Source organism: Brevibacillus sp. FW301-21C12A (assembly GCF_058788915.1).
The window spans coordinates 1-17488 of record NZ_JBYTBG010000040.1; the positions used below are offsets into that span (position 1 = coordinate 1).

Below are 17488 nucleotides of genomic sequence, written 5' to 3' on the forward strand. Positions count from 1 at the left end.
CTGTTCAAAACAGAAATGGACTGCGAACGCTTAGTCATTCAAGAATCCCACCCGTACACCGCAAGGTGGAAGGCTTGTGGCTTTAGCCGTGGGAGTCTCAAGAGTGCAAAAACCATCTGTTCATGCCGCGCGTCATGACTGATAACGTCCGCGAAGCGTATGTGATGGAGCCGGGCAATGTGCGAGTCACTTTTGACAAGCAGTTGATGACCACCGTCCATTCCCTCGACATTTTTGACGAGCAGCTCATGATGGTCAACGCCATTCACCAGCCGCTGATGATTATGGAGGTCAAGTTCGAGCAGTTTCTGCCCTTCAACATCCGCTATTTGCTGCAACATGTAAGCAATCAGCGCTCGGCGATCTCCAAGTACGCCATCTGTAGAGAGGAGAGCAAAAATACGATGATTTCTAGCGCGAGGAGATCATCAGCGACAACGAAACCACCAGCGACGGGCTGAACGTCCAGTTGAAAAAACTGAAGCATGCGCAAAATCCCTTTTCGACACTCTGGTTCGGGAAGGGATTTTTTTGTGCGATGGACGGGTGACCTGTGCGCTGCCAACAACAACTGCTTTGACGGGCGTCTCCTGCGTGACGGAGAAGCGATAGCCGATCGTCGTCAAGAAGCGGTCTGCTGAACCACTCTTTTTGGCGTACAGGCATTTTGTCCCCTGCACCATTCGACAGCAACAATCTGGCGGAAAAGGTGCCGGATACAAGGAAAATGGACCTGTTTACAGCAGAAAAAAGGGAGAGAGAAAAAAAGATTTTACTAAGATAAACCAAAAATTTTCCCGTTTGCGCAACAAAATTCCCCAAATGACCGTCTGTGATGGTGAAATTTTCCTCCAAAAGAAGGGGGGAGGAGCGAGCGTGCCGACTTTGTATGTCATCGTTCCCATTCTTTTCGTAATGGCGGTGGCTGTGTACACAGACCTACGCTACCGACTGATTTACGACTGGCTGACACTGCCCGGGATCGCCTATTTTCTCATCGCGCATGCAGTGCTTCGGCCGGAAGACTGGGTGGCGCACGTCCTGGGAGTCGTCGTGCTTGTCGGACTGTCGCTCGGGATGGCCGTCATTAGCAATGGGCAGGTGGGGGGTGGCGACATCAAGCTGCTCGCAGTGGTAGGAGCAGCGCTGGGCTGGCAGGCGGGATTGTTTGCAATGGGGCTTACCTACCTGCTTGCCGGAATCATCATGCTTCCTGTGTGGCTTGTCTCCAGGCTGTCGCGAAGGGTGACTTTTGATCGGGAAATCCCGCTGGCTCCATTCATTGCGGGGGGAACCGGGCTGTTGCTGGTAATGGTTATCTATTACTAGGCGGTGATTCTTGAGGAATAGTCCGACAATAACGGTGAGTATTTTTACTTATTATGGAGGGTCAGGCGCGTGCAGCATGATTTGACATCATTCTAGCTACAGAAAAAGAGAGGGAAGCTTTTCATGTTGGAATCGAAACGACGGGCAATCATTTTTCTGGTGTTATCCTTTTTGCTTGCGGCGCTGGCGGGTTTTCTGTTTTTGAAGAAAATCAAGGACATGAACGCGCAGCTTGGGGAGATGGTGGAGATTTACGAGGCGAATGTCGATATTCCCTCTCGGGCGTTGATCCAACCCGATCAATTGACCACAAGGCAAATTCCGAAAAAGTACGCGGATGACTCGTATGTCGTCGACAAGCTCAGTCTGAAAAATCAGGTAACGGTCGTTCCTTTGTCGAAAGGCGACGTCATTACGAAAAATATTTTAAAGCCGGCGAACATGGTCCGCGATCAAAACAATCGGCTGATTACGGTGTACGCGTCGGGAAACATCATGTTTGACCAGGAACTGGAGGCGCTGGACCGCGTCGACATCATCATCTCGACGACGAAGGGCGGCCAGCCTGTAACCGAGGTGTTCATGAAAGACGTGCCCGTCGCCATGGTTGCGAAGTCGGACAACAAATTCAAAGGCGTGGCGCTGGAGCTGCCGTTCGAGGATGTGCCCAAATTCATTCATCAGCAGCACTACGCCGAACTGATGCGCATTCTAAAAGCAAACGTCGGCAAAGGAGAGCTGGGGATTCCCGATCCGTTTACTACAACCGAGCCGGGCAAGACGGAAACTGCGCCAAAGCCTGCCGAAGCAAAGCCGCAGACGCCGCCAGCCTCTGCGCCAGCGAAACCGCCAGCGACGGCACCAGCGGCTCAGCCAGCCGGGCAAACTCAGCCAGCACCGACCAATCAGCAGCCGCCAGCCAAACCGCCAACTTCGGTACAGCCGCCAACCAATCCAGCACCAAAAACCGGAGGGTAAGTCATGAGCAAAGAAGTGAAAATTCTTGTCGTCGCAGATCAGGATTCGGTCAAGGAGATGCTCACGGAGTTTCTGGCCGGGTATGAGCCGGTACGCTATACGACGTCCAGCGAAGTGAAAAAAGAAATCGACCGGATCGGACCCGATGTCGTGTTGCTCGTCCAGCCCGAGGAGGGGGCCGGAGTCGAGCTGGTGCAGTACATACAGAGCGAGCTGCCAGAGGGAATTGTCATTTTTCTGACGGAAAAGCAAGATTTTGTCCTGCTGCGGGATGTCGTCCGCGCCGGAGCAGTCGAGTACATCGTCATGCCCGACGAGTTGAACCTGCTGACCGACCGCCTCGAAAAAATATCCGAGCTGTCCCAAATCCAGCAGCGCAAAAAAGGCGCGGATGCTTCCGGCAAAGCGTTTGTGCGCGGGCGGGGCAAGGTGTATTCGTTTTACAGCGGCAAAGGAGGAAGCGGCTGCACACAGCTTGCCACCGGATTTGCCCAGTCGCTGAAGCTGGAATCGACGGCCAGCGTGCTGTTGATCGACCTCAACCTGCAGTACGGGGGCGTCGAGACGTTCCTGTCGTTTGACAGCAACCGCACGCTGGGGGACCTGATTCCGGTCATGAACGAGATGAACGAGTTTCACATCCGCAACGTAGCGCAGCGCGAGGCTCACTCCAAGCTGGAAGTGCTGGTCAGCCCGCGTGACGCCGAGATCGCGGAAAACATGTCCGAGGCGTTCGTCACGCGCCTGATCCGGGCGAGCCGCCGCAGCTATGACTTTGTCATCATCGACTTGCCCAGCCATATGAACGAGCTGGTGTATGCCGCCTTGTCGGAGGCCGACATGATTTACTACGTGATGAACCTGGATACGCCGTCTGTGCAAATTTATCGGCTCGTGGAAGACTTGTTCAGACGGCTGCGCATTGATACCGAGGGCAGGCTGGAAGTCGTCGTCAACCAGGTGGGCCGGGATAACGAGTTGGTCGTATCCGATCTGAAAGGGCTGTTCAACGCTCCGATTACTGCGGAAATCAGGAGAGATCACGCGGGAGTGCAGGCGGCCGTCAATCAGGGCAGGCCGTTGCAAAAAGAAGCGAACGAGAAAAAACTGACTCCTGCGGCAAAAGACATCCGAAAATGGGTCCAAAGCAAACTGTCTTGAGGGGGGAGCTAGATGGCTTTATTCAAGCGCAAGCAAGAGCAGAAGACAGCAGAAGACGAGTCGCCACGAGCGACGCTGGCAGCGACACTTGCGGCTCCCGCCTTCAACCCGTACATTGACGAGCTGGCAGAGCATTACAAGACGCGGCTTTTGCGGGAAACCAATCTGGAGAGGCTGACCAGCCTTGGCTCGCAGGAAATGCGGGTGGCGATTGAGCGGCTCGTGTCGCAGTACATGTCGGAAGAAAAAGTAGTGATCCCGCGCAGCGAAAAAGAATTGCTGCTGACTCGCCTGATTAACGAATCGGTGGGGCTGGGGCCGCTGGAGCCGCTGCTTGCGGACCCGGAGATTACGGAAATTTCGATCAACGGGCACAACCTCGTCTACATCGAAAAGCGCGGGCGGCTGGAGCTGACCGATCTGAAATTTCGCGACGAGGAGCATTTGCGGCACATCGTCGACCGGATCGTGGCGCCGCTCGGCAGGCGGATTGATGAGAGCTCGCCGATGGTCGACGCCCGCCTGAAGGACGGGAGCCGGGTGAATGCGGTCATCCCGCCGATCAGTTTGAACGGAACATTGGTGTCGATCCGCAAATTCCGCAAAGAGCCGTATTTAATGGAGGATTTGCAACAATTCGGCTCGTTTGACGAGGCGATGTCGCGCTACATCCAGGCAGTCGTGGAAGCGAAAATGAACGTCCTGATCTCCGGCGGGACCGGGAGCGGGAAAACGACGCTGCTCAACGCGGCCGCGCGAGCGATTCCCCACTACGAACGGATCATCACGATTGAGGACTCGGCGGAGTTGAAGCTGACCCATCCGAACTGCGTCGGGCTTGAGGCGCGCCCGCCGAACATGGAGGGAAAAGGCGAAATTACGATTCGCCAGCTTGTGCGCAACTCGCTGCGGATGCGGCCTGACCGGATCATCGTCGGGGAGGTGCGTGGCGCGGAGGCATTCGACATGCTGCAAGCGATGAACACGGGCCACGAAGGCTCGCTCACCACCGTTCACGCCAACTCGCCACTGGACGCTTTCAACCGGCTGGAAGGGATGGTCGTCATGGCGGGGATGGATTTGCCCTCTGCCATCGTCCGCGAGTACATCGTCAGTGCGCTCGACATCATCGTGCAGGTCATGCGGCTGTCGGACGGGACGCGCAAAATCGTCTCGATCTCCGAGGTGGCGAAGTCGGAGGACAAACGGGTAGAGGTGCAGGAAATTTTCCGCTTTCACCGGACCGGAATCGGCAGCAATGGCGAAGTACTCGGATATTTTACGCCGACCGGAATCATCCCGCGCAGCCTGGAGCGGCTCAAAGTATTCGGAATTGATCTGGACGAATCAATGTTTACGGCGAAGGGAGGGAGCAGACGTGAGCCTAGCTATTCTGTTTAGTCTGGCGGTGCTGTTCGGAATTTGGGGCATGTACGAATACCTCGGATACCGCTCGAAGAAAAACGAGTGGAAAAAGAAAGCGGAAGACTGGTACGAGGTAAAGACTCAGCGCAAAAGCTTCATCGTCGTCTGGGGCGACCGCTTCGACCAGAAGCCGTACGCTCAGGAGATCGGCAAAAAGCTGAAAAAAGCCAACATTCCGCTGACCCCTTCCGAATTTTTCGCGGGCATGTTCGTCGGCACGATGGGGCTTGGGTTTTTCCTGCACAGTGTAGTGGCGATTCCGGCTCCCTACAACTTCATGGCGGGCGGAGCTTCGATGTATGTCATCCAGAAAGCCGTCTTTTTTGCCCGGCGCCACAAATATTTGGAGAGATTGAACGATCAGCTCTCGGAGGTGTGCCGCCTGCTTGCCAACTCGTTGCGCGCAGGGCTGACGCTGACCCAGGGGATCGCGATTGTGGCCAAAGAGCTGAATGCTCCAGCCGGAGAAGAGTTCAAGCGGATGTCGCGGGAGCTGGCGCTTGGCGTCAGTTTTGACCGGGCGCTGCTGGAGATGGAAAAACGGATTCCGACGCGCGATTTCCGCATTTTCGCGGCGACGCTGCTCATCCAGCGCAGGGCAGGGGGCAACCTGAGCGAAGTGCTGCAGGAGATGGCCGAGACGATGGAGGAGCGCCGCCTCGTCTCGCAGGAAATCAAGACGATGACTGCCGAGCAGCGCTACGTCTCGTATCTTGTCCCGATCATGCCCGTCGCCCTGGTGCTGATGATGAACATGATTAACAAAGGCTTTATCGATCCGCTGTTTACGCCGATGGGGCTGGTGCTGCTCGGACTGTTTTTGATCGGAACGCTTTTGTCCTACATCCTGGTAAAAAAAGTGACCAACATAAAGGTGTGAAACGATGGATGCACTAATCATCACCTGCCTGTTTCTGTTTTTATTGTTCTTTGCCATATTTTTAAAGGAATGGTATTTGTTTTCTGTGCAAAAACGCACGCTGATCGAGCATATGTACGAAGTGACGGGTCATCGGACGTACGATGTGCGCAAGCCGGAAACCGCCTCGGAACGACTGGTCAAGCGGCTGCTGCGCTACGGGGATGACTATGCGGTCCTGGGCCAGCGCTTCAATTTTTTCAGCGAATCGCACGAAGTGGAGGACTGGCTGCTCAAGGCGGGCCGCCCGCTCGATCTGACGGTAGCCCGCTTTCAAGGGGTAAAAATCGTGCTGACGCTGCTCGGCATCATCGTCGGGGCGCTGCTGTTCGTCCTGGGCTTTCCCTTCGCCCAGTTCGGGCTGATTCTGTGGCCGCTGGCCGGCTATTTTTTGCCGATCCTCTGGCTGAAGAAAAAGGCGAGCGAGCGCCAGCAGCAAATTCGCTACGATCTGCCCGAATTTCTCGACACCGTCAGCGTGACGCTACAGGCCGGGGTCAGCCTCGATCATGCCCTGCGCGAAGTCATTCGCTTTTTCAGCGGACCCATTCAGGAAGAGTTCTCGCGCTTCAACCAGGAGATCGACCTTGGCGTGCCGCGGGAAAAAGCGTATGAGCAGCTGCTCAAGCGAAACGACAACCCGGAATTTCAGATGTTGATTAAGGCGCTGATCCAGGGGATGCGCCTGGGAGTGCCAATCTCGGTGACGTTCAAGGTGCAGGCGGACAACATGCGGAGAATGCGCAAAGAGCTGGTCAAGGAAAAGGCGGCGAAAGCCTCGCCAAAAGTGACGCTGATTACCACGCTCGTCGTCGCGCCAACTGCCATGCTGATGATCGGCGGGCTGATGGTGCTGAACATCCTGGAAAATGCCAAAACGTTTACCGGCATTTTTCAATGAATGAAGAAGCGGACGCCTGTAAGGGAGGTGATGCAGGCAGAGGCGTCCGGGAGTCATTTTTGTACCTATTAAATACATTCCCGTTTGGAGGAAAAAACGATGATGACAACCATGATGCAAAAACTGTTTGTAAAAGCAAGCTTTTCCCTGCGCAACCAAAAAGGCGCGCAATCAATCGAATGGATCGCACTGGCTGCGGTCGTTTTGGCGGTGCTTGGCGCTGTCGCAACCTTTTTCAGCAAAGACGAGAATGTGGGTAACGCCGTTTCCAACACGCTGTCGGAAGTCATTGGGCACATTGGTGACAAGATCACAGGTGACTAATGCCAACATGTTGATGCCAGTGCCGACGGTTAGTGGTGAAAGCTGGTTTTCACCACTAACTTCCCCGTTCTTCTGCCAGGCGAACGCCAAAGCAGCTCTGATATGACGGAGGTACATACAGATGAAAGCTATCAAGGTACTGATTGCAGCCTTCGGGCTGATGGTCTTCTTGCATGGTTGCTCCAGCGAGGAGTCGCCGAGTACGCAGGAACAGACTGAGCCGGTGGTAGCGCCCAACGAACAGGGTGGAAAGCCGATCAATCAAGAGCAGAACCTGTCGCGGGAGGAGCAGATTGCTGCCCTGAAGGCGCTGCTCCCTGAAGGGGCAAGCAAAATTCCCAAGACAGCTGCCGAGATTGCCAGCTTTCCCATCGGGCGCTATGCCGGAACGAACTTTTCCGAGCATGAACAAGAGCTTCGGACGTTTCTGAACGATTTGCCTGCGATTGAAAACCCCGATCAGGAAGTAATCGACCTGTACTACTTGGCGCTGCTCGGGCTGTTCGCCGAGGATTATCCTGACCCGGAACGGCTGATAGAAGACATCAAGATGGCTTCGTTTGGAAGTCCCGACATCGACGATCCGCGCTTTCAGTTCAAGGAGCAGTACAACGTGGAGATCATTCTCGACGCGAGTGGCAGCATGGCTGGGCAAATGGACGGCAAAACGAAAATGGATGCGGCCAAGGAAGCGATCAAAGCGTTTGCAGAGGCGTTGCCCAAAGAGGCGAATGTCGCCCTCCGCGTTTACGGGAACAAAGGGAGCGGTAAAGAGTCCGACAAGGCGCTTTCCTGCAGCAGCAGCGAGCTGGTGTACGAGTTGCAAAAATACGACGCCGGAAAGCTTGCCGCAAGTCTGAACCAATTTCAGCCGACAGGCTGGACTCCGATAGCCTATTCCTTGCAGGAGGCAGAAAAAGACTTGAGCCAGCTTGCTGGGGACAAGAACACAAACCTGATTTTTCTCGTCAGCGACGGAATCGAGACGTGCGGTGGCGATCCGGTGGCAGCAGCCAAACAGTTGGCTGACTCCAACATTACACCTATCTTGAATGTCATCGGTTTTGACGTGGATGGAGAGGGGCAAAAGCAGCTTAAGGCAGTCGCAGAAGCAGCGCGCGGCCGCTATGTGTCTATTCGCGACAAAAAAGGGCTGCAAGATGAATTTTCCAAAGCAAAAGAAATTGCTCTCGAATGGCACAATTGGAAGAGCAAAGAGTCCAGTAAAGCGCACTCCCGGAAAGTCAAGCAGCTCCTAAACAATACGCAATACAAGCTGAAGTGGAATTTTTTGGCCGACGATGAAAAGCGAAACATCGACTGGATGATTCGGCAAATCAAACGGGATAAACGGTTCCCGCAGCAGCTTGCCGAAGAGTTGGGCCGTCTGCAGGATGAGCATAAACGAAACGTGGATAAGCGGGCGGACGAACTGGAAGATTTGCTCGATTCCCTGGCCAAAAAATCTTACAAGGAAACCATTGAAGCCATTTCTGAGCAGTACGGCACCAAGGCAGGCGGTAACTAGCGCCGCCGATCGGCGGTTTGCCAGGGACTAATGAAATCGGGGTGAATGCTGTGAATCGTCATGTAAGACGCACGAACTGGGCAGCGATCGTGGCCCTGTTCATTCTGGTGATGAATCTCTTCCCCTTTGCAGCTTTTGTGCATGCAGAATCTTTGGCGCCTGGGGACGTGCGTCCAGGCGCAGTCCAGCCGGGAGAGATCGGGCCGGGAAATATTTCGCCAAATGACATACAGCCCGGTAGTTTTCAGTGGGAAATAGGAGAGATTTCGCCCGGCGAGATCCAGCCGGGGAGTCTGGATACAGGAAACACACGACCTGGCAATGTGCAGCCTGGCAACGTCACGCCGGGCAATGTGAACCCGGGAGCTTTCCAGCCGGGAAGCGTCAATCCCGGTGATACCCAACCGGGGAACGTCAATCCGGGAGATACCCGTCCGGGCAGCTTAACTCCTGGAAATACGCAGCCAGGCAGCGTCACACCGGGCAGCTTTTCCGGCAAAGGCGATTCCAAAGCATACGACTATGTCAACTGGTCGATCAACAGCGTGTTCGGCGGCAGCCTCGGCATGGCGGCTGATCTCGCGGAAGGAAATGTAGACCCGGCTACTTTTGCCAACATGCGCAGCCTGTTCCTCGTCGAGTTGGGCGTCAAGGCAATCGACATCCATCTCAAGGACACTTCCTTCGACTGGGTGAGCGGCTTGCCTGTCGACGGCTTCGACGCTGCTTCCGCCTGGATGAATTTCAAGTTCATCAAAGACACGGCAAGCGGCCTGCAAGTGACAGGGCTGGTCAAAGGCTTGAACGTCGCAACGGCGGGGATCAGTCTCGTGTTTGACAGCATCGACACCTTCACGAACTTCCAGGATGCGTTTGATTCAAGCAACAGCCAGGATGAACGCATCGACTATGCTATCGACGGAACAGGCAGTTTCGGCAGCACGCTCATGGATGCCGGCGTCATCGCCGCGATGATTCCCGGAGGACAGACGGTCGCTGTCGTGCTTGTCTCGGTCGGCGGCGTTCTGTGGGTAGGCAGCAAGCTGGCGAAATGGGGCCGCAAGCTGTTCAAACTGTTTGCCTAGCGCCTGACGCTGGCTGTGACTGGTCGCCAAAACGTTAGATGGGAATGAGTCAGAGTGAAGCATCCGATCAAAGAAAGCTTCCTGTTTTACACGCGCAACATCGAGTCCATGCTGCTCTTGTCAGCAGTCGTCGTTCTGCCTTTTTTGCTCATTCACAATTTTACCGTCAACTATATCCACTTTATCGCTGCCTTGACAGGCGGGCAGGTGGTGTCAGCCTTTTTCAACATGTTTTTGCTGCTCGTGTTTTTGTCGGTCGTTCAGCTTCCGTTTGCCCAGTATGTGCAAAGCGAGCTTGCGGGAGAGGAGCGGCCGATTCGCCAGGCACTGCGCACGTTTTTGGATCAAAGCTTTGCCGTGTTTGTCTTCGGGATCGTCTACGTGCTTGCAGTGTCGTTTGGCATGCTGCTGTTTGTGGTGCCAGGGGTGGTCATCCTCGTGCTGTTTTACTTGACCCCGTACTTGACTGTCATCAAAAAACAGCCGGTGCAGCAGTGCTGGAAAAAGGCGTTTGCGCTGGGGAAAAAGCACTTTTTCTCCATCCTTGGCGTGATTCTGCTGATTAGCGCCATCGAGTGGGCCATCAGCGTGATCGGGCTGTTTACGGTCACGTACATTACGACCAGCTTTGGCGCAGTTTTCTTTACGCAATTGCTCTTGAATGTCATTTTCTTTCCGCTCATGGCGGTGATGCTGACGATGTACACGCACAAATGGATGAGCGAGTCAGCGAACGCGGAGAGCGTGGATACTGGGAGGAGGGACACGGCTTGACGACAAAAGAAGCGAAGAGGCAGCGGTTTTGGAACGGGATCGCGATTGTTTTGTACGGCGTGCTCCTGCCGCTCTGCTGCCTGCTCATGATAGTGGGGGAGACGATTCCTTATCCGTTGCTGCTTTTCTGGTTTGCGCTGCCCTATATTGAACAGTCTGGCATGGAGTACGCACGCCGCAAAGAAGTGAAGCGGTAAAGCTTGGCGCCAAGCGAAAAAGCATGGAGGGGGAAATGACATGTCCAAGCAGGAGAAAAACTGGCAGCGTTTTTGGAATTTCATGCTGCTTTACTTTTACGCCTTGATTGTGCCTGCGACGATCATCGGCGCCATTTACCGGGGAGATTTTCCGATCCAGCTAGTCATTTTGGCGATCGGGCTGCCGTTCATGAAAAAAAATCATCTGGCTTTTCTCCGGAAGAAACATGCGTCTGTTTAACCGTACGCCCAGGCAGTGGGTGATGCCGGGCGCAAGACAGGGGCGCGCCGACGCGAGGGACGCAGGGAAGCTGGCGCGTGCGCTGTCTGATGAAAAAGGCTCGGTCACGATTGAGTTTCTCGGGATTTTGCCGCTGCTTTTTCTCATCATGCTCGTATGCTGGCAATTTTTGATCGGCGTGTACGGGGTAATCGCTGCACAATCGGCTGCCAATGAGGCGGCAAAAGTATTCGCCATTACGGGGAGCGAGTCCAGTGCGCTCGCTGCGGCGGAAAAAGTGCTCGCCGGAGCGGGCGGCGGTATCGGCTTCAATAAAGGGGAGTCGTACATCGAGTCGACAAGTGACGGGTATTTCAAGGTCATGATCGGCGCGAACCTGGAAATCGCCTTTTTGCCGGATATTTTGACGCGGAACATGGATGAAGCAGACAAGACGATTTCGTTTCAGCGCGAGATTACGAGCAGGGTGGTTCACTAGATGAGAGACTGGCTTGCGTTTTTGCGGAATGAACGAGGGAATGTCACGATTTTTACGCTTACGATCTTCATGCTCATCATGCTCGTCCTGTTCATGGCGCTGTTTAACCTCTCGACTGTTTTCGTCGTCAAGGAGCAGGCGTCAGACAGTGCGCAGCAAGCGGCGTTGGCGGCGGTCAAGCCGATCTACGACGAGATGGAAAAGGCGCTTGCTCGCTACGATCAATCTCCTATGCGCTTGAAGGACGAGGCTTACATCAAGCCGTTCGTGGATCAGGCGGAGGCTTCCATCCGCGCGAGCCATCCGGACTGGGCCAGGAGCGAGGTGCGGTACGAAGCGATTGACCAGGTGCTCTCAAACTGGCTGCCGGCAAACGTGGAGCTGCTGTTCTACGTGCAGACAGGTTTGGCACAAGCGGCTCCGAAGCTGCGGGATGTCGTCGTCACGATACTGGAGGCCAACCACGCCACAGTGCCCGGCTCGCAAATTGTCGTCACCGCGGATGAGCGCATCCAGGTGCAGACCTCTGTCCGCTTCCGCTCCACTACATTTGACTTTTCCTTCATGCCTGACCCAAAGCACGAGGAGGAAGTGTACCAGACGGGATCGAGCAGACAGATTGGCTTTCTCCATGCGGCAGGGGGCCTTTTTCTCAGTTCCATCACGCTGTAAAAGCAAAAACGGTTCATCTCGTCATATCCGATGATGCAGAACATACACACGACAAGGAGGCTATGACCGAATGCACGGTACGTACAGGCGAATGCTTGGCCTGGTAAACAGCTTGATGATAGCCCTGCTGCTGTGCGGCTGCACCCTTGGCGCATCTGGAGCAGGGCCGCGAGTAGGCGAGGTGAAATGGCCGCAAAGCACGCAGGAGTTGATCGCGGAGCAGCCCGGGCAGTTGGCGGGTACGCATTTTTACCTCGCCCAACACCCGCATCGGCCTGCCATCTCGGCTATTCTCGACAAAATGCCTACCGTGGTGGACGGGATGGACGAGGCGTATTTGCAACTGTACTGGAATCAGTTGCTCGGTTTGTTCTCCGAGGACTACCTCAGTCCGCAGATGGTTGTGGATCGCTGGAAAATGGCTTCGTTCGGAAGCCCGGACATCGGGGATGCGCGGTTTCAGTTTCGGGAGCATTTTAACGTCGAAATCATTTTGGACGCGAGCGGCAGCATGGCTGGCAAAATGGGAGACAAAACCAAAATGCAACTGGCCAAGGAAGCGATCAAGGAATTTGCCGAATCACTCCCGGAGGAAGCAAACATTTCGCTGCGCGTCTATGGACATAAAGGGAGCAATGCCGATGGGGACAGACAGCTCTCCTGCTCCAGCAGCGATCTGGTCTATCCGCTGCAATCGTACGAGCCGAAGCGGCTGGATCAGGCGCTTGCGCTGTTTGAGCCGACTGGCTGGACGTCGATCGCCCATTCTCTCAAGCTTGCCCAGCAAGATTTGGCCGCGTTTTCGGCAGATAAAAACACGAACGTCATCTACCTGGTCAGCGATGGCATTGAGACTTGCGGCGGCGATCCGGTGGCCGTAGCCAAAGATCTGTCCCAGTCGCAAATCATGCCGCTCTTAAACGTGATCGGCTTTGACGTGAACGCCGAAGGGCAGAAGCAACTGAAGGCGATTGCCCAGGCATCGGAAGGCTTGTATGCCAACGTGACGAACCGCGAGCAATTCAAAAGAGAGCTGGAGCGGGCAAAAGAAATCGCCCAGAAGTGGGAGCAGTGGAAGCGGGACGCCCTGACGGAAGTAGGCGCGGTGCTGATCGACCGCCGCAAGTGGATCGACGCCTACAACCGGGACTGGTACGACAAAAGCTGGCGGGAGAGCCTGAACCTCGGGACTGCAATCGAGTATTTGGCGGCAAGCGGCAAGATCGGCCATCAGGCCAAGGAGTATTTTACGAAGCAAAGACAGGCCAGGGAAGCGTTAGCCGCGCAATCGAAAGAGGAGCTTACCGATTACTTGGTGAACCTCACCAACAAGACGTATCAGGAAATGAAAGAAGAAATCGAGGAAAAATACAGTGGGAGCTAGTGGAAAAGTCCCGTTGCCTGAGTAAAGTGTCCTCTTTGGAATGGACATTTTTTCGCTTGTAATATTGAGAAATAAAAAGGAGAAGGAATTTTCTTCCCTCTCCTTTCACGACATTTTACCAATCAGGTTCAACTCGATAAGGCTCCGACTTCGGATCACACGCTTCCGATACTACAGGCGAGGAAAAGAACACCACAAGAGCAAAAACCACTAGTAGCTTCTGCATTAAACTCTCCTCCTTCTATATGTTACAAAATATTATCACATATGTTTTCGATTAACTCCATGTGTTCAAAGGTTAAATTTTTATTGTTGGTTCGATGATGGCGCAGGAAAAGTCGGATGCCTTCGATGACCTCTGTCGTTATGCCTATGTGCTTGTAATACTTGATACTTTCGATCAGGCTATGAAAACCCTGATCATATTTCTCCATGGAGATTAGGCACAGCGCCTTGCGTCTGTAGTATTGGGCCAGTGTCTTAATTCGGTACGGATGCTGCGGCATCTTCTCTGGCAGAAACTGATCCTCCGTTTCGAGCAAGAGCATGAGATCGTCTGTCTTTCCGGCCTGCAAATACGATTCCATGAGGTCAACGACGATGGAGATACGCCCTTCTCTGTCAGTCTCGTTTAAACAGACGTTGAACAAACTGATTGCGTCCTCATGCTGCCCTTTTTTCGCAAGCAAAGTAGCGCGAAAATGATTCTTTCGGAAATCAGCATATTTGCTGTTTTCGTACTCTTTTAGGTAGATGTCAGCAATATGGAAGTCTCCAAAATAAATACACGAGTTAAACAAGGAGATATATGCAGATGCTTTAGGTCTGCTATCTGACCGATCCTCTCGTAAACCGAGCCTGCATAAATCGATACTTTCGTCGTGTAAGTCGAGTATGTTGGCGTGAACACCCATTTTATAATAGTAGTCGATTCGATCTTCAACATAGAGATGCTCGACATAGAGAAGCAGTTCCTTCCCACGTCGATATGTTTCCTCGAAACGAGCGAAGTCGTCACGCTCAATCAAATACCTTTCATACAAGGCGTTTGCCAGATATGAGGGTATTCCCCTGCTTCTTGTGAAATTAATAATCGTATCCCACAAAATGCGTTTTATTCGTTTGTTCTCCGTATCCCTGGCAGTACGGTCGATATGATCTAACGCTCTAAATGTATCGACCTTGGGTGACTCTAAATAATGCGTAGCAACTTTGGAGACAAGAGCTTCCCATCCTTCGGTGATAACCTCTGCGAGAATGAGCTCTAATGTTCTAGGATGATGAGTAGTGTCTACAAATGCGTTAATGATGACGCTAGGTGCTATATCGATTGCCTCCGCTATCTTTCTCCAAGTGGCATAGCTGGGACGCTTGGTTTCTCCTGTTTCAATTAGCGATATGGTACTTTTACTGACTCCCGACATTTCCGAAAGGTCTGCTAGTGTTAGATTGCGTCGACTACGATGACTGCTAATTAGTGCACCTAGTGAAAGCGACACCTCACTGAGTCTCCCTTCTTCCAAAAAATGTATTTTATTTCACTTTACCATAAAAATCCGGTTGGGTATATATTTCTCCCGGAAATCCAAAAACTTTTGCTTTTTTCGTTTATACATTGTTCAATGTAAGACTATTGTAACGTTAATGAAACAAGCTGGCTCCAGGTGGGTACCGTCACCAGCTTGTTGCCCAGGGTTTACTATGTCCGTTAAATAGGGTCTTGGCCAGAGACGCTGTGTCTGGCACTACATGAGAGGCGGTCGGTCGAGTCTATCAGTCATAGGTGAAAGTGACGACCTGCTTCAACGCAGTGTCTACGCCAATCGCGATGGAGTTGTGGCCGTCTGAATAGTAAAAGTAGCGCTTGAGGTCATTGTCCGTCGGCTCTGACGTCCGAATGAGCTGAAAGTTTGCCGTTGCCAGCAAGTTTTGCGAGCGAACGAAGTCGGCTGCGGCTTTTTCCAGCTCCGCTTCGGCGATTGTTTTCGTCGCTTTTTCGCCGTCCTTGCCGATCACGTCAATCGAGAGCGAGAGAAGCTGCTTCGTCTTTGGCTCGATAATCGCGTGGTAGCCGGAAATATCGCGCTTTTCGGCTCGCCGCGAAGCAGGGCGTGAACGGGCACTCCTTTGTAGATCGGCTCGCCAGTGGCGGCATCAATCAGCTTGGCAGGGTCTTCGAGCGTAATCTCCCGGTCGGCGGTATCTACGGAAACGTGGTAATATTGACGGACAGCGGCCGCAGCGATTTGCGCCGCTTCTTCTTTTCCCAGCCCCTGCACCTGTTCGGGCGTGCTGGGCTTGGAACAGCCTATGATAAACAACGCCAGGATCGTCGTCGCGAGTAAAAATGTTGCCAGTTTTTTCATCGGTCAAGCCTCCGTGCCTGTTGCGTAATCTTTTTTTATCCTAACAGGAATCGGGATGGAGAGATATTGATTTTCCTTTCCACTACCTTACGAAGTTGTAAGCTTGCAAAGAAATAGGGCGGACAGACAGGACATAGGTATAGAAAAGACGAAAAATTCTGTGTACGGATATTTTTGCGCGAGGCGAGTTTGTTTATTCGAGGAGGAGAGCGCTATGAGTACGAGTACGATTACCGCCCTGGAGCTGAACGAGGCTATTCAGACGTATGTGCGGACGGAAACGTTTCCCGTGGGCGTTTCGATCATGCGCGAGGAAGCGGCATTGCCGTCAAAGGCAAAGCGGCCGCAGCGGGACTTGGGGTATCCGATCACGATTTGCCAGGCGGTCGGCTTTTCGCGGCGTTATGGCTGGAGTATTGCCATGAACGGGGCAGACCTGTCCTGTCCGATCGCGCAGGTGGCGTTCGGCTACGAGGAACAGCCTGCGTACTACACCGAGGGCCATCTCGCCTGCGGGATGTACACGGATTCGCTGGAGACGGGAGCGAAAAGCGAGGCGGATGTCCCGAAATTTTCGGCGGAGGAAAGCGGCTACTACGTGTCGTACCCGTTGGAGCGGGCGCAGGTCGAGCCGGATGTGGTCGTCATTTACGGAAACGCGGCACAGGTGATGCGGCTGGTGGCGGGGATGCTCTACAAGCGCGGCGGCTCGATTCCTTCCACTTTTTCCAGCCGGGCGGACTGTGCGGATATCGCGATCAAGCCGATCCAGACCGGACAGCCGCAAGTGATCGTCCCCTGTTACGGGGATCGGCTGTTTGCCCAGACGCAGGACCACGAGATGGCGTTCAGCTTTCATTTTCGCGACGCAGCCGAGCTGGTGGAGGGATTGGCCGCCACGCAAAAAGGCGGGATACGCTATCCGATCCCGTCCTTCCTGCGCTATCAGGCAGAGTTTCCGCCGACCTACCAGAAGCTCGCTGGCCTGTTCGGGGAAAAAAGCTAGCCTTTCAGCCTGTTCAATTGGTGCAGATGGTGGCGATAGTGCATCTCGACTAGCGCAAACCATTCTTTGGCAGCGAGCGGGCCGAAGCCAGAGTGCTCGACTTTGTGGTGGGCCGGGATATCGTCCACCGTCGGCGCCAGCGCGTGCATGCGCTCAAGCACAGCCTGCATGCCGTTGACCAGTTGTTCCTTGCTCGCAGGCTGGGCAGGTGTGTATTCGGGCGAGGCAGGAACGTGAATGCGAATCGGCGGCAAAGAGCCTTGGGCAAGAATCGCTTGCCCGTTTTCACGCTTCTCGGCACCCGGCATGTTTACTTCGTCCTCGCTCGGCTTTTTGTGCAGTTGCTCCATGCTGAATGCTTCGAGCTCTTGCAAGTAATGCGCGGTTATCTTTTCCAGACTGTGCACGATTTCCACTGGATTCATGAGAATGTCAGCTCCTTTTCATTTGTGTAGCCTTAGCATACAAAAACGCTACTGACAGCAGTATGTCAGTAGCGTTTCAGCATTTTTTCCGCTTCCTCGCGAATTTTTTGGCGCAGCGATTCCGGCGCAAGGACAAAGGCATTTGCCCCCAGTCCCAGTACCCAGGACGAGATTTCCTCCAGTTGCCGGACGCGCAGCGTGACCAGCACGCCGTCCGGATGCTCGGCCATCTCTTCTATATAAAAGGCCTTTGCTTCCAGCACCTGATCGGCTATCGCTGGCTGGACGAGCAGGC

At 53.9% G+C, this 17488-nt stretch carries 22 protein-coding genes; 17 read left to right on the top strand and 5 right to left on the bottom strand.

All coding sequences use genetic code 11. The features are described 5' to 3' along the window. The first annotated feature begins 116 nt into the window (after nt 1–116). From AC3WQH_RS20145 to AC3WQH_RS20220, 16 genes are all read left to right on the top strand, one after another. On the top strand, nt 117–461 hold the full coding sequence (locus tag AC3WQH_RS20145; RefSeq protein WP_268871426.1) for a VTC domain-containing protein: 345 nt from the start codon (nt 117–119) through the stop codon (nt 459–461). A 415-nt stretch (nt 462–876) separates the two neighbouring features. Beyond that, nucleotides 877–1329: a prepilin peptidase gene (locus AC3WQH_RS20150; protein WP_025844339.1), complete on the top strand. Its 453-nt coding sequence runs from the start codon at nt 877–879 to the stop codon at nt 1327–1329. Between the two features lie 123 nt (nt 1330–1452). After that, complete coding sequence (locus tag AC3WQH_RS20155) at nt 1453–2307, top strand: CpaB family protein (protein WP_005826715.1); 855 nt, start codon at nt 1453–1455, stop codon at nt 2305–2307. A gap of 3 nt (nt 2308–2310) precedes the next feature. Further along, nucleotides 2311–3468 (top strand): CpaE/TadZ family protein, encoded by a 1158-nt coding sequence (locus AC3WQH_RS20160; protein ID WP_005826717.1) that lies wholly within the window; start codon nt 2311–2313, stop codon nt 3466–3468. Between the two features lie 12 nt (nt 3469–3480). Further along, complete coding sequence (locus tag AC3WQH_RS20165; RefSeq protein WP_005826720.1) at nt 3481–4869, top strand: TadA family conjugal transfer-associated ATPase; 1389 nt, start codon at nt 3481–3483, stop codon at nt 4867–4869. After that, nucleotides 4847–5773: a type II secretion system F family protein gene (locus AC3WQH_RS20170; protein ID WP_005826722.1), complete on the top strand. Its 927-nt coding sequence runs from the start codon at nt 4847–4849 to the stop codon at nt 5771–5773. Before AC3WQH_RS20165 ends, AC3WQH_RS20170 begins: the two co-directional genes overlap by 23 nt. Nucleotides 5774–5777: 4 nt before the next feature. Beyond that, nucleotides 5778–6713: a type II secretion system F family protein gene (locus AC3WQH_RS20175; protein WP_026558334.1), complete on the top strand. Its 936-nt coding sequence runs from the start codon at nt 5778–5780 to the stop codon at nt 6711–6713. Between the two features lie 99 nt (nt 6714–6812). Further along, entirely contained in the window at nt 6813–7037 is a 225-nt protein-coding gene (locus AC3WQH_RS20180) for a hypothetical protein (protein ID WP_005826725.1), read from the top strand. Between the two features lie 121 nt (nt 7038–7158). After that, a complete protein-coding gene (locus AC3WQH_RS20185; RefSeq protein WP_492332228.1) occupies nt 7159–8565 on the top strand; it encodes a VWA domain-containing protein in 1407 nt (468 codons plus the stop codon). Between the two features lie 50 nt (nt 8566–8615). Then, a complete protein-coding gene (locus AC3WQH_RS20190) occupies nt 8616–9650 on the top strand; it encodes a hypothetical protein (RefSeq protein WP_005826728.1) in 1035 nt (344 codons plus the stop codon). A 54-nt stretch (nt 9651–9704) separates the two neighbouring features. Beyond that, nucleotides 9705–10424 carry a hypothetical protein gene (locus AC3WQH_RS20195; protein ID WP_005826730.1) on the top strand — a complete coding sequence of 240 codons (720 nt, stop codon included), beginning with the start codon at nt 9705–9707 and terminating at the stop codon, nt 10422–10424. Beyond that, nucleotides 10421–10621 (top strand): hypothetical protein, encoded by a 201-nt coding sequence (locus tag AC3WQH_RS20200; RefSeq protein WP_005826732.1) that lies wholly within the window; start codon nt 10421–10423, stop codon nt 10619–10621. Before AC3WQH_RS20195 ends, AC3WQH_RS20200 begins: the two co-directional genes overlap by 4 nt. 40 nt (nt 10622–10661) lie before the next feature. Then, complete coding sequence (locus AC3WQH_RS20205; protein ID WP_005826733.1) at nt 10662–10862, top strand: hypothetical protein; 201 nt, start codon at nt 10662–10664, stop codon at nt 10860–10862. After that, nucleotides 10849–11340 carry a TadE/TadG family type IV pilus assembly protein gene (locus AC3WQH_RS20210; RefSeq protein ID WP_007787123.1) on the top strand — a complete coding sequence of 164 codons (492 nt, stop codon included), beginning with the start codon at nt 10849–10851 and terminating at the stop codon, nt 11338–11340. The genes AC3WQH_RS20205 and AC3WQH_RS20210 overlap by 14 nt, the downstream gene beginning before the upstream one ends. Beyond that, nucleotides 11341–12012, top strand: a complete 672-nt coding sequence (locus tag AC3WQH_RS20215) for a TadE/TadG family type IV pilus assembly protein (protein ID WP_221843683.1) — start codon at nt 11341–11343, stop codon at nt 12010–12012. A 70-nt stretch (nt 12013–12082) separates the two neighbouring features. Beyond that, on the top strand, nt 12083–13396 hold the full coding sequence (locus AC3WQH_RS20220) for a VWA domain-containing protein (protein ID WP_026558328.1): 1314 nt from the start codon (nt 12083–12085) through the stop codon (nt 13394–13396). A gap of 248 nt (nt 13397–13644) precedes the next feature. Here the strand turns inward: AC3WQH_RS20220 and AC3WQH_RS20225 are convergent, their stop codons facing one another. The 3 genes from AC3WQH_RS20225 to AC3WQH_RS20235 all read right to left on the bottom strand — a co-directional run bounded on the left by AC3WQH_RS20225 (nt 13645) and on the right by AC3WQH_RS20235 (nt 15762). Further along, complete coding sequence (locus AC3WQH_RS20225) at nt 13645–14895, bottom strand: helix-turn-helix domain-containing protein (protein ID WP_007787131.1); 1251 nt, start codon at nt 14893–14895, stop codon at nt 13645–13647. Nucleotides 14896–15169: 274 nt separating this feature from the next. Beyond that, on the bottom strand, nt 15170–15412 hold the full coding sequence (locus tag AC3WQH_RS20230) for a hypothetical protein (RefSeq protein ID WP_327991607.1): 243 nt from the start codon (nt 15410–15412) through the stop codon (nt 15170–15172). Beyond that, complete coding sequence (locus tag AC3WQH_RS20235; protein ID WP_327991608.1) at nt 15409–15762, bottom strand: hypothetical protein; 354 nt, start codon at nt 15760–15762, stop codon at nt 15409–15411. Before AC3WQH_RS20235 ends, AC3WQH_RS20230 begins: the two co-directional genes overlap by 4 nt. A 214-nt stretch (nt 15763–15976) precedes the next feature. On the opposite strand from AC3WQH_RS20235, the gene AC3WQH_RS20240 reads away from it, so the two are divergent. After that, nucleotides 15977–16768: a DUF169 domain-containing protein gene (locus tag AC3WQH_RS20240; RefSeq protein ID WP_005826744.1), complete on the top strand. Its 792-nt coding sequence runs from the start codon at nt 15977–15979 to the stop codon at nt 16766–16768. On the opposite strand, the gene AC3WQH_RS20245 is transcribed toward AC3WQH_RS20240, so the two are convergent. Together AC3WQH_RS20245 and AC3WQH_RS20250 are read right to left on the bottom strand one after the other, a co-directional pair. After that, a complete protein-coding gene (locus AC3WQH_RS20245) occupies nt 16765–17193 on the bottom strand; it encodes a DinB family protein (RefSeq protein WP_492332229.1) in 429 nt (142 codons plus the stop codon). The genes AC3WQH_RS20240 and AC3WQH_RS20245 overlap by 4 nt on opposite strands. A 65-nt stretch (nt 17194–17258) precedes the next feature. Next, the gene (locus AC3WQH_RS20250) at nt 17259–17486 is read right to left on the bottom strand and encodes a WYL domain-containing protein (RefSeq protein ID WP_081494737.1); all 228 of its coding nucleotides are present in this window, start codon (nt 17484–17486) and stop codon (nt 17259–17261) included. Nucleotides 17487–17488 lie beyond the last annotated feature (2 nt).